Source organism: [Muricauda] lutisoli (nom. illeg.) (assembly GCF_017313105.1).
GTDB lineage: Bacteria > Bacteroidota > Bacteroidia > Flavobacteriales > Flavobacteriaceae > Flagellimonas > Flagellimonas lutisoli.
In genome coordinates this window covers 644,546-657,071 of the sequence record NZ_JAFLND010000002.1, presented here as the reverse complement: position 1 = coordinate 657,071, position 12,526 = coordinate 644,546, and the positions used below count along the sequence as shown (strand labels likewise).

Annotated in this window: 13 protein-coding genes; all 13 read right to left on the bottom strand. The window is 40.8% G+C overall.

The genetic code is table 11. The features are described from left to right. Positions 1–11: 11 nt before the first annotated feature. The 13 genes from cysN to J0X13_RS10165 are packed head-to-tail and all read right to left on the bottom strand — an operon-like array spanning position 12 to position 12,501. Complete coding sequence (gene cysN, locus J0X13_RS10225) at positions 12–1,265, bottom strand: sulfate adenylyltransferase subunit CysN (protein ID WP_207071462.1); 1,254 nt, start codon at positions 1,263–1,265, stop codon at positions 12–14. Positions 1,266–1,272: 7 nt separating this feature from the next. Next, a complete protein-coding gene (gene cysD, locus J0X13_RS10220; RefSeq protein WP_207071320.1) occupies positions 1,273–2,178 on the bottom strand; it encodes a sulfate adenylyltransferase subunit CysD in 906 nt (301 codons plus the stop codon). After that, positions 2,178–2,768: an adenylyl-sulfate kinase gene (gene cysC, locus J0X13_RS10215; RefSeq protein WP_207071319.1), complete on the bottom strand. Its 591-nt coding sequence runs from the start codon at positions 2,766–2,768 to the stop codon at positions 2,178–2,180. The genes cysD and cysC overlap by 1 nt, the downstream gene beginning before the upstream one ends. Beyond that, the gene (locus J0X13_RS10210) at positions 2,750–3,184 is read right to left on the bottom strand and encodes a DUF2061 domain-containing protein (RefSeq protein WP_207071318.1); all 435 of its coding nucleotides are present in this window, start codon (positions 3,182–3,184) and stop codon (positions 2,750–2,752) included. The genes cysC and J0X13_RS10210 overlap by 19 nt, the downstream gene beginning before the upstream one ends. Continuing rightward, positions 3,185–3,994, bottom strand: coding sequence for a 3'(2'),5'-bisphosphate nucleotidase CysQ (cysQ, locus tag J0X13_RS10205; RefSeq protein ID WP_207071317.1), 810 nt, complete (start codon positions 3,992–3,994; stop codon positions 3,185–3,187). A 10-nt stretch (positions 3,995–4,004) separates the two neighbouring features. After that, a complete protein-coding gene (rfbC, locus tag J0X13_RS10200; protein ID WP_207071316.1) occupies positions 4,005–4,550 on the bottom strand; it encodes a dTDP-4-dehydrorhamnose 3,5-epimerase in 546 nt (181 codons plus the stop codon). Beyond that, positions 4,550–5,419, bottom strand: coding sequence for a glucose-1-phosphate thymidylyltransferase RfbA (rfbA, locus tag J0X13_RS10195; protein WP_207071315.1), 870 nt, complete (start codon positions 5,417–5,419; stop codon positions 4,550–4,552). The genes rfbC and rfbA overlap by 1 nt, the downstream gene beginning before the upstream one ends. Before the next feature lie 13 nt (positions 5,420–5,432). Further along, entirely contained in the window at positions 5,433–6,491 is a 1,059-nt protein-coding gene (gene rfbB, locus J0X13_RS10190; RefSeq protein WP_207071314.1) for a dTDP-glucose 4,6-dehydratase, read from the bottom strand. A gap of 22 nt (positions 6,492–6,513) precedes the next feature. After that, complete coding sequence (gene rfbD, locus J0X13_RS10185) at positions 6,514–7,290, bottom strand: dTDP-4-dehydrorhamnose reductase (RefSeq protein WP_207071313.1); 777 nt, start codon at positions 7,288–7,290, stop codon at positions 6,514–6,516. Between the two features lie 50 nt (positions 7,291–7,340). Next, a complete protein-coding gene (locus tag J0X13_RS10180; RefSeq protein ID WP_207071312.1) occupies positions 7,341–8,390 on the bottom strand; it encodes a hypothetical protein in 1,050 nt (349 codons plus the stop codon). A 2-nt stretch (positions 8,391–8,392) separates the two neighbouring features. Further along, complete coding sequence (locus tag J0X13_RS10175) at positions 8,393–10,081, bottom strand: DUF6909 family protein (protein WP_207071311.1); 1,689 nt, start codon at positions 10,079–10,081, stop codon at positions 8,393–8,395. Positions 10,082–10,131: 50 nt separating this feature from the next. Continuing rightward, positions 10,132–11,631, bottom strand: a complete 1,500-nt coding sequence (locus tag J0X13_RS10170) for a GH3 family acyl-acid amido synthetase (protein ID WP_207071310.1) — start codon at positions 11,629–11,631, stop codon at positions 10,132–10,134. Beyond that, positions 11,632–12,501 carry a M23 family metallopeptidase gene (locus J0X13_RS10165; protein ID WP_207071309.1) on the bottom strand — a complete coding sequence of 290 codons (870 nt, stop codon included), beginning with the start codon at positions 12,499–12,501 and terminating at the stop codon, positions 11,632–11,634. Between the last annotated feature and the right edge of the window lie 25 nt (positions 12,502–12,526).

The window sequence follows — 12,526 nt, the reverse complement described above, 5'->3', positions numbered from 1 at the left end:
ACTTGGACGGGTCAAACAACCATTCCTGCCGCAACTGTCTCATTAGTCGCATCATCAATCAAAATAATGCTTCCCGTGGTCCTGTTCTCACGATAAGGGTCCACCATCAATGGCTTGGTGGTTCTGATCCGTACTTTCGAAATATCGTTCATCGCCATATCGGTGTCGTCGGAACTACGGTTCAAAGTGTTGATGTCAATTTTATACAAAACCTCCTTGATCATTGCTTTCTGCTCATTTGAGGTATGCTTTATAGTGTATTTAGCCCTGGGTTTTGCGGGACTATTGTTCAACCAACAAAGCATCACCTCGATATCTTGCTGAGCTTCCGGCTTGTTGTTGGAACGAACAATCATATCACCCCTACTGATATCAATATCATCTTCAAGGGTTATGGAAACGGACATAGGTGCAAATGCTTCCTCTACCTCTCCAGAAAATGTGTCGATGGATTTAATCTTGGAAGTAAACCCAGAAGGCATTACGGTGATCTCATCGCCTTTTCTCAGTACACCACTGGCCATACGTCCTGCATAGCCACGATAATCTCTAAATTCATCGCTTTGTGGTCGTAGAACGGTTTGCACCGGGAATCTGGCATCCACTTTGTTGATGTCGCTGCTAATATGCATCGTCTCTAGGGTATGGAGTAATGGTGCTCCTTGATACCAATCCATATTTTTGGACCGGTTTACTACATTGTCCCCCAACAAGGCACTTATCGGAATAAAACGAATATCCTTAACCAGAAGTTTGGATGAAAATTCTTCAAACTGTGATATCACTTTGTTATAAGCCTCTTCCGAATAATCTACCAGATCCATTTTGTTGATACAAACAATCACGTGGGGTATTTGCAACAAGGAAGCAATAAAAGCATGCCTTTTAGTCTGTTCAATTACTCCGTGCCTAGCGTCCACCAAAATAATGGCTGCATTTGCCGTGGAAGCCCCGGTGACCATATTTCGGGTATACTGGATATGTCCGGGCGTATCTGCTATAATGAACTTTCGTTTTGGGGTTGTAAAATAACGATAGGCCACATCAATGGTGATTCCCTGTTCGCGTTCATCTCTTAATCCATCTGTAAACAAGGCAAGATCCACTCCTTCGTGGCCCTTTTTCTTACTTGTGGTTTCTATGGCCTCCAGTTGATCTTCAAAGATGGATTTTGAGTCGTACAAAAGGCGTCCTATTAGGGTACTTTTCCCGTCATCCACGCTTCCTGCTGTAGTAAATCTTAATAGTTGATTATTGTCCACCATATCTTTTCTAAAAATATCCTTGTTTTTTTCTGTCTTCCATAGCTGTTTCGGAGCGTTTATCATCGCTACGGTTTCCACGCTCAGTTTGCCTCATGGCCGATACCTCTTGAGCAATTTTCTCAACAGTGTCAGCATCCGATTCGATTCCTCCTGTAATGGTAATATCCCCGAGTGTTCTAAAGCGTATTTTCTTGGTTACAACTTCCTCGCCTTCATCCAGCTTTAAAAATTCGGAATTTGGAATCCACGAATTGCTTCTCCAAACCACTTCGCGTTCATGGGCAAAATAAAGGGATGGTATTTGGATGTTTTCCCTTTTTATATAGTTCCATACGTCCATTTCGGTCCAATTACTGATTGGAAATACGCGGAAGTGCTCTCCCTCGAACTGTTGCCCATTAAACAGGTTCCACAGCTCAGGTCGTTGATTTTTGGGGTCCCACTGACCAAAATCGTCGCGGTGTGAGAAGAAACGTTCCTTGGCACGAGCTTTTTCTTCGTCCCTTCTGCCTCCACCTATGGCACAATCCACCCTATTGGATTCAATGGCATCCAATAATGTTGTTATTTGAAGCGCATTTCTAGTCGCGTTCTTTCCTTTTTCCTCGGCAACCCTTCCTTGGTCTATGGACTCTTGAACGGATCCCACAATGAGTTGAACTCCCAAATTATCTATAAGGTCATCCCTGAATTTGATGGTTTCCGGAAAGTTGTGTCCCGTATCAACGTGCATTAACGCAAATGGTATTTTACTTGGGTAAAATGCTTTTCTTGCCAAATGGGTCACCACAATGGAATCCTTGCCGCCAGAAAACAAGATTACTGGGTTTTGGAACTGGGCCCAAACTTCCCTGAGCACAAAAATGGCTTCGGACTCTAATTCGTCTAAATAGTTTAAATAGTACTTACTCATTACAATTGAAATTTGGGTCGAATCAATTCGTATATTCTACTTACCGCATCTTCAACGGACTCTGTCTCCGTTAATATGATATCTGGGCGCAAAGGTACTTCATAAGGACTGGAAATGCCCGTCATATCCTTTATTTCTCCTTTTCTTGCTTTTTTATAGAGCCCTTTTACGTCTCTTTTTTCACATTCTTCCAAACTGGTATTCACAAACACCTCAACATAGTTTTCCTCCCCCACGGTTTCTTTGATGAAATTTCGGTCCTTTTCAAAGGGAGCCACAAATGCGGCCAAAACCACCATACCGGCATCTACGAAAAGGTTTGCCACTTCTCCTATTCTTCTATTGTTTTCTGAGCGATCTTCGGCTGAAAAACTTAGATCCTTATTGATTCCTTTTCGTACATTGTCACCGTCAAGTGTATAGGTTTTTATCTTTTCTTCAACCAATTTTTGTTCGAGAGCATTGGCAACAGTGGATTTTCCGGAGCCTGATAGACCCGTAAAGAATATTAGGAATGAATTGTGCCCATTGGCCTTTCTTCTTTCATTCATTCCAATTTTATAGTTGTGCTTTATGATGTTCTCCTCCATTTTTTTGCTCGATTTCTTTTATCCAGTCCATAATTAATCTTGTACCATGTCCTTTCATGGAAATAATACAACATCATTTTAGTAATGACCTCGGCAAATCCTATTTTTAATCCCGTGAAAGGGTCTCCAGAAATAATCCAAGATAACGTTATGGTATCCAAAGTTCCAAGTGCCCTCCAAGTCAGTGTTTTTATAATATGCCTCTTCCTGCTATCGTCAATCCCTGCATTTAACCATATTCTTTCATGAAAATAGTAAAGAAGCATTTTGGTTACAACTTCTGCCAAACCTATCTTCAGTCCTGTAAATGGGTTGCCAGTGATTGCCCACGAAAGCAATATAGTATCCAATGTACCAACAAGCCTCCAAGTTATGGTCTTGGCCAAATGTCTTTTATAGGATACTTTTTTCGTCATTTATTTTACTAAGAAAAAGGGGTTCAAAAGGTTTTCCTTATTGTATGTCAAATCTTCACCTGTTTCCCAGTTGGTCACTTTTAATCCCATCGCTGTGCATATGGCATGTCCCGCTGCGGTATCCCATTCCATTGTTGGTGCCACCCTGGGGTAAATGTCTGCTTTTCCTTCTGCGACAATACAAAATTTCAAGGAACTTCCTTTGGATACTATCTCCACGTCTTTACCTTCATTTTTCAGTTCTTCTATAAACTGTTCGGTCTGTTCGTTCATGTGAGATCTACTGCCAACGACCTTGGTTGTTGAGCTACTTTTTTCTGCAGGGAGCAACTGATTTCCTTTATCAAAAAGATTTTCAGGTAATTCCTCAACATCACTCGCCCTTATTTTAAACGATTTTCCCTCTTCAACGTTGGCGTAATAGAGCTCTTGGGTCACAGGAACATAAACAACCCCTATAATTGGAGTTCCATTTTTAATCAGTGCTATATTGACCGTGAACTCGCCGTTTCTTTTTATGAACTCTTTGGTGCCATCCAATGGATCAACCATCCAACAAACATCCCAATTTTTCCTGGCGCTATAATCAAGGTTTTTGTTCTCCTCACTAATAATCGGAATGCTTGTTTTGGTTAAATAGGACATAATCACCCTATTGGATTCCAAATCCGCTTTTGTCAATGGGGAATCATCCTTTTTAAACTCAGTTCCAAAATCAGCTGAGTCATATATTTTCATGATCGCCTTGCCAGCATCTATGGATGCTTTAATGGCACGAGTAAGTTGATGGTTTAATTCTGTTGAGATCAATTACTATTTTTTAAGTTAATAGATTAAAATGTTTTGGCAAGTTCTTATCTTTTTCAGATACCAACATGTCTTCCGGAGAAATTTTCCAGTCAATATTTAAATGTGTGTCATTGTATTTTATACCGCCTTCCGATTCTTTATTGTAATAATTATCACATTTATAAAAGAAATGGGCAGTTTCACTTAAAACGACAAATCCATGGGCAAATCCTCTAGGAATAAACAACTGTTTTTTATTATCTGCCGTGAGCTCTACTGATACATGCTCTCCATAAGAAGGTGAGCCTTTCCTCAAATCGACTGCAACGTCCAACACTCGCCCTTCGAGCACACGAACCAATTTTGCTTGGGCATGCTCTCCATGTTGAAAATGTAGCCCCCTTAAAACGCCTTTTGTTGAATAGGATTGATTGTCCTGTACAAAATCCACCTCTTGCCCTATTGCTTCACAAAAGGTTTTGTGATTAAAGCTCTCAAAAAAATACCCTCGGTCATCTTCAAAAACTTTGGGCTCAAGTATAAAACAACCTTTTAGTTTGGTTTCAGTTACCTTCATCAAATACCTTTATTCAAAATTCCCAATAGGTTTTTCCCATAGCCACTTTTCATTAGTGGTTCTGCCAATGCTTTAAATTGATTTTTGTCAATAAAGCCCATTTCGTATGCCGCGGCCTCAATGGCGCCTATCTTTAAACCTTGACGCTCTTCTATGACCTCAACAAATTGAGACGCCTGCATCAACGATTGAAATGTTCCGGTGTCCAACCAAGCCGTTCCCCTATCCAAGATGCTTACACTCAGCTTTCCTTGATTCAAATACTCTTTGTTAACATCTGTAATCTCCAATTCTCCACGAGGACTTGGCTTTATGCTCTTTGCAATGGAAACAACTTCATTGTCATAAAAATATATTCCTGGAACTGCATAATTGGATTTCGGGTTGGTAGGTTTTTCTTCTATACTAATTGCCTTTCCATCATCATCAAATTCTACGACACCATAACGTTCCGGATCATGAACTCTATAGGCGTAAATAACCCCTCCATCTGGATCATTGTTTGCCTGCAACAATTTTGATAAACCCGTACCATAAAATATATTGTCGCCAAGTATAAGGGCCACCTTGTCTTTACCGATGAATTCCTCTCCTATGATAAATGCTTCCGCAAGCCCATTGGGCGCCTCTTGCACTGCATATTCAAAAGAACATCCATATTTCTCCCCGTCTCCCAAAAGTTCCTTGAAAAGAGGCAAGTCTTTTGGTGTGGAAATTATAAGAATCTCTTTTATCCCAGCATACATTAAAGTAGACAGTGGATAGTAAATCATTGGCTTGTCGTAAATAGGCATCAGTTGCTTGCTCACAGAAAGTGTTAATGGGTGCAACCTAGTGCCTGACCCTCCGGCCAATATAATTCCTTTCATCTTGCTATTAGCTTTATTGATATTGTTTTTTGTAGTATTCTTTGTAATCGCCAGATGTGACATGTTCCAACCATTCCTTATTCTCAAAATACCATTCAATGGTCAGTTCAAGTCCTTGTTCAAATGTGACGGATGGGCTCCAACCCAATTCCTTGTTTATTTTGGTGGCATCGATGGCATAACGGAGGTCGTGACCAGGACGGTCCTTCACAAAAGCGATCAGTTCTTCGGAAGCGCCTTCTTTTCTTCCCAGCTTTTTATCCATTAACTTGCACAGCAACCTGACTAAATCAATGTTTTTCCACTCATTAAAACCACCTATGTTATAAGTTTCTCCATTGATTCCTTCATGAAAAACCAAATCAATGGCCCTTGCATGGTCTTTTACATACAACCAATCTCTGGTATAATTCCCATCACCATAAACGGGCAATGGTTTATTGTTGATGATATTGTTTATAAAAAGAGGTATCAATTTTTCGGGAAAGTGATTTGGCCCATAATTATTGGAGCAATTGGAGACCACAAAAGGGAGTCCGTAAGTTTCACCATAAGCCCTCACAAAATGATCGGAACTTGCCTTGGATGCTGAATAAGGAGAATTAGGACTATATGGTGTGGATTCTGTAAAAAACCCAGTATCGCCCAGTGCTCCATACACCTCATCAGTACTTACATGGTAAAAACGGAAATCAGGATTCTTTTTTGCCATTTTAACCGATTGGTTCAACAGATTCACTGTTCCCAAAACATTGGTCTTTACAAATGATAAAGGGTCGGAAATAGACCGATCCACATGAGACTCTGCTGCTAAATGAATAACACCATCAAATTCATTTTCTGAAAAAAGGTTGGTCAGAAAATCGTCATTTGTTATATCTCCTTTTATAAATGTATAATTGTTATGGTCTTCAATATCCTTAAGATTCTCTAGGTTACCCGCATACGTTAGGGCATCAAGATTGAAAATGTGGTAGTCTTGATAGTTCTCAACAAAACGCCTTACCACGTGAGAACCAATAAACCCGGCGCCTCCAGTGATCAAGATGTTTTTTTGGTTGCCTTTTCCCATTAAGTTTTAAAAGTGTTTTTGGTTAAATTAATATGCTGTTTTTAGGCCTTTTTGCGAATGTACGATAATTCCTATCCAAAACCAGTTTGGTCTTTCCCTTAAGCCCATTTTCATCGAGGATATACTCTGCAAATTCATACCACGACATTGGTTTTCCATCTGTAATATGATATGTGCCATAGGGTTTATGGCCCGAGATAACCTCATCTAGAATAAACTTTGCCAATGTTTCGGTATCCGTAGGACACCCGACCTGTTGATCCGTAATCCTTAACTCTGCACCTTGTTCTGCTTTTGATAGAATAGTACGATAAAAATTATGCCCATACTTTTTACTATAAAGCCAAGATGTGCGAATAATGAAATGGTTGGGTAGTATTTCACGAATATATTCCTCACCCTTTAATTTAGATTTTCCATATTCATTAATCGGATTGGTTAAATCATCTACTGTGTAGGGCTCACCTTTGTTACCGTCAAAAACATAGTCCGTCGAAATATGTGCCAGGGATACATCATGCTTTTTACATGCCTTAGCCAAGTGATTTACAGCTTCGGCGTTTACCTTATAGGCCTCAATAGGGGTCTTTTCTGCCTGTTCAACATTGGTATATGCGGCACAGTTGACGCAGTAATCATAATTGCCTGTTTTTAAGGTCTGCTCAATTTTTTCAGGAATAGTGATGTCGAGTTCCTTTGAGGTTTTAAAGTCAAAAATAGCTCCTTTAAAATCAATGGAACAATCCTTCAATGTTTTTCCCAATTGGCCCCCAGAACCAGTTACCAAGATTTTCCTCATTACATTCTTTTTTTCTTTGGTTATTACCTTTGGTAAATTCCTCTGCCGGTCTATTTTTGATTGTAGGCTTTCAAATACCTGTTAAGTTCCAACAACGCCAATACACCAAAAACCAAAGCCAACAGGGCCAATGGAAGCTTAAACTTGTAGCTGCTCAAAACACCCTTTTGTTCCACACCTCTTGTGGGGAAATCACTTATTACATTGATGATGGTCGATTTATTGGCTCGTTCCTGGTTTAATTCTACCAATTTTTCTTTCAAAACATCTTTTTCCTGTACCAAAGCAAGCTCCCTACTTCTTGATTCACCAGTTTCTGCCATATTAATGCTGGTACCCTGCATGGGTTTATCCGCTTCTTTTACCAATACGGTTCTATAAAGGCTTTGTAAAGAATCAAGCTCTTCCAATTGTTTCCTATAAATGGTATCCTGAAGGTCCAAGTTTTCATCATTGATTTTTTTCTGAAGCTTAAAATACTCGTTGACAGAAATCGAATTGATAATAGCTGGTTGAGCTTTTTTGGCTACTCTATTGTCAGTACTAATCATGGATATTTGATGAAACCTAGCATCCATGGAGTTGAAATTGTTCAAGTAGTTCTCATAATCGATGGCCTTGACCGTAGTGGTGTCCAAACCACGAATAAACTGATCGAAAAGCTTTATTTTCTGATTTTCATCTGAATAGGAATCCGCGAAGATTTCCTTTATTGTGGCTGCTTCGTGCTCTGTGATATTTAAAGCCGTAGCTAGAGCAACAGAATCTTGTGCTTCGGCCAAATCATTGTAGAAGGAAATATTGTTATAAAGCTGCTGAACACTATTAAAATTTGGTTCCACTACCATTCTAGAGATATATTTTTCGGGTAGGACTTTATCCAAAATAAAGCCTCCGATTCCGCCAACTATGATAGCTGCAGCTATAACAATAATGTTCTTTTGAACAAACAACAGAAACAGCATAACTATATGGAAAATGCCCTTAAAAATGCTGCCGATGAAATTAAAGAACCTTTGAAAGCCCCTGCCGATCATCTGGAACAATTGCCCCAAGTCTATTTCATCTGAATTGTTCTGATTAACTGGTTGGTCTGCCATACCTATGAATTGAATATTTGTTTTAAAATCCTGTCCGTTATCAAATATGTGGGTTTCACCCCTGTTGTTCCCAATCCGCCAGAGGCTAACGTGCTCCCGGTTTCCAAGGGATTGTCCGATGCGTAATATGCGTATCGCACCTTCACATCTTTTTTAATGCTTTTTCGTATTTGAGAGGCCGACTGTATTGCTTTTTGGTAGTGCACCCCTTCCATTTCCAAACCTATCACGTTCCAGGTGGATTCGTGGAAAAACTGAAGGATGTCCCTATTTTGCAAAGATGTTCCCAATACGGTAACCATCGTGCCTTCCATTACTTTTAAACCATATCCTTCAAAATCTGAACCGCTAAGTTCATTTTTAAAAGGATAATTGTCTGCTGTTCCCTCAAAAATATGGGCCGATGGAATCATCAAATCACCCTTGCCGCCTTCCAAAATACCCGCTTTTCCCATAATGGAAACCGAATCAACATTAAGAAAGGTTTTTTCATCGCCGTCTTCCATAGGCTTCAACAGCTCGTCTATGGTCTCATATGCCTGTTCTCCAAAGGCATAGTCCATCACAAATATAACGGGTTTTTCTTCCTGCGGAATATTCTCTGGCAACTTGTAACAACAACTTTGTTTTCCAAACCTGACCGTGTCAAATATTTGAACATCGATATTGGCCCCGGATTCATCATCCAAAAAAATCATGCCATTCTTTTCGGCATGACCTTTTACCTTTTTATTGAGTGCTTTGTGCTTCTCGGAGCCCAAAGCTTCATAAATATCCAAGGATTCACTATCGGGAAATTCTTGTGATAAGGCCTTTTTCGCAAAAAGGGAGTTCATCACACTGTGCATGTTGGCGCTTATAATATGAAGCGGTCTATGCATCAAATTATGTTTTTCTAACGTGCTCTTAATTTTATTAGCCCACTTTTCTCCATGTATGTGGTGCCCCAGACGCTCTCGCAATAATGGACTGAACGTAATGGTTCTTTTATTGCCTGTGGTTTCTTCCTCAATGGCAAGTTTACCCAACCAATAAATCACATTTAAAAAACGATCGGGATCCTCGGGGGTTTTCAATTTGTTTTCAATTTCCACGACCTCATCAAAGGTCCTTCCCAAGATATTGGCGCAATGTATCAGGGCTACTTCCCTTTCCTCGTTGTCCTTTTCCTCGGAAAGTACAAATTCGGTAAGCTTGTCCCAATCCCGAATGGTCGCGTTGCCGTTATCCACCAACACTCTTCTGCAAATCTTGCCCGATTCCACAAACAAAAACGTTAAGTGCGTCAAAATATCATAAATATCGCTCCTTCCCCGAGTGATTTCGATGTTCATCTGCTCCTCGTCAATGCGGTAGCAATTTCTTCTCCGCTTTGGTGGAACAATGGCCTTCAAATGTGATTTGGCAAAACCTTCGTCCGAAGTCAAATTAATGAAGCGGCACTCTTCTATACCTTCCGGCAATCGCTCCAGTACATAAATCAATCCGTTGAGTTCTGCCTTGTCTTCGGCAATGGTGCCATAAATTTCAGGCCTGAGCAATAGCAGGGCGCTGCGAAGCGCATTTCCGGAAACGCCCGACGGCTTGTAGAATCCACGATTGAGCAGATGTCGCATGGTAATGTACAAACGCTCTATAGCATTAGTGGACTCCTGTGCCCTAGTTGTCTGTTTTACTTCTGTTGCCATCATATCTTCTGGCAAAAATAAGTGAATTCCTATGAAAATGAAGCTGTTCTATGTCAACTAATTTTAAAGGGTTGCAGCCCAGCGGCTACTTTACGGTCGTTGGCAAGGCGCTGTACCTTGTTCTGCCCACCCAATTTTCCAATGGACCTCATGTAATCTTGAAAACCATTCGGTTGAATTCTGCTGATTTTTAGTGGTTGAAGAATGTGTCCATCGATCAAATCAAAATAGTAGCTGTTCTGTTTCTTCATGCTCTCTTCCATTATTCCAGAAAATGCAGCCAGGTCCGATGGTTCTCTCTGAAACTCGATGAACCACTCATGATAGGGAAGTTCTCCCTCCCCGGGATTTGTTTGTGGGGCAACCGTGAATTCGTTGACCAAGGCATCCGTCTGCACCACGGCCAATCGCAAGGCCTCTTCCACCTCTTTGGCGATTACATGCTCCCCAAAAGCTGAAATAAAGTGTTTGATTCTTCCAGACACTACAATTTTATAGGGGTCTTTGGAAATAAACCTAACGGTATCCCCTAAATTGTACCCCCACAATCCCGCATTGGTAGAAATTACCATGGCATAGTCCACATCCAGTTCCACGTCGGCGATGGTCAACCGTTTGGGATTTTCATCGAAAAACGTATCGGCTTTTACAAACTCATAAAATATACCGGCATCCAAGAGCAAAAGCATCCCTTTTTCCCTTTGAGAGTTTTGATAGGCAAAAAAGCCTTCGCTGGCGGGGAAAAGCTCAATGCTGTCCACTTTTCTGCCAATCAAGTTTTCAAATTTGGCACGGTAAGGCTCGTAATTGACACCTCCGTAGATGAACAATTGAAATTCTTTAAAAAGCTCTCCAACCTTTTTGCCCGTTTTGGCATTGAGTTTTTCAAAATACATCTGTACCCAGGATGGAATCCCTGCAATAACCGTCATGTTCTCATTTTCGGTCTCCTCAACAATCTTATCCACTTTGGTTTCCCAATCTTCAATACAATTGGTTTCCCAGCTTGGCAACCGGTTTTTTTGAAGGTAATTGGGCACATAATGAGCTGAAATGCCAGAGAGCCTGCCCAATTTAATGCCATTCTTTTCTTCCAACTCGGGACTGCCCTGCAAAAAGATCATTCGGCCATCCACAAAATCAGCATTTCCCGTTTCATGGATATAATTAAGAATTGCATTTCTCGATGCTTCTACCTGATTTTTAATGGATGGTTTGGTAATGGGAATATATTTGGCCCCAGAAGTAGTTCCCGATGTCTTCGCAAAATAAATCGGTTTGCCTGGCCAAAGCACATCGGCTTTGCCATCAACGATCTGCTCAACGTATACTTTCAGTTCTTCGTAATCCCGAATAGGAACGTGCTCCACAAAATCTTGGTGAGAATTAATCGTTGCGAACTGATGATCCTTGCCAAACATGGTGCCCTTGCCCTGGGACACCAGATGGTTAAAAACCCTTTGTTGGGTTTTCACAGGCTGGTTTACCCATTTCTCGGTCTTTTTGGCTATCCGGTTGGCAAATATTTTGGCGGCAAATGCTTTTAGGGACATTTAGTTGAAATCAATATAGTTCTGGGGATTCACGGGCTTTCCTTTTCTCCATAGCTCAAAATGAAGGTGCGGACCCGTGGTGAGTTCCCCTGTATTCCCGATGGAGGCAATCACTTCACCAGCTTTAACCAAATCACCTTGAGACTTGCTCAATGAGCCATTGTGCTTATATACAGAAGTAATCCCTTCCTGGTGTTCTATGATCATCACATAGCCCGTTTCTGTGGTCCATTCCGCAAAAAGTACCGTTCCGTCGGCAATGGATTTTACGGGCGTGTCTTTTGGTGCCACCAAATCCACTGCGTAGTGCTTGGTTTTTTGGTCGAACCCTTGTGAAACTGTTCCGTTGACAGGCGAGAAGAACAACGTACCCAAATTCTCCACATCCCTTTCAAAAAGATTGTACTTATCCTCTAGCTCCACTTCTTCCCTCAATAAAAGATCTTGTCGTATTGGGGTTAGATCAACGGACGCGGGGTCCAATTTATATTGTTCGAACAAAGAATCGCGATTGGTCTGGTTGTTTTCGATATCACCCCGCAAAACTTTCCTCACATTGTCTAAATACCGGTTGGTATAATTAAGTACAGTTACCAAAGAGTCGGTTTTGTAGGTAAGTTCCGTGGCCTGTCTCTTCAGTTTAGTGGAGGAATAGCCAGGGATGTATTCCCGCAATGGGGTGAAGGCAATGATCAAAGTGGTGATGCCTATCAAAACAATGATGAACATGGTTCCGGTAACAAAAACATTCAACCTGTTGAGCTTAAAGGATATCTTTTCCTCAAAGGTGCTTTCGTTAAGAATAACCAAGCGGTACTTGTGCAGTAGCTTTCGTTTTATCTCCTTTCTTTTCTTTTTATCCTTAGCCATGGTGAACAAAGATAGTCTTAGATTT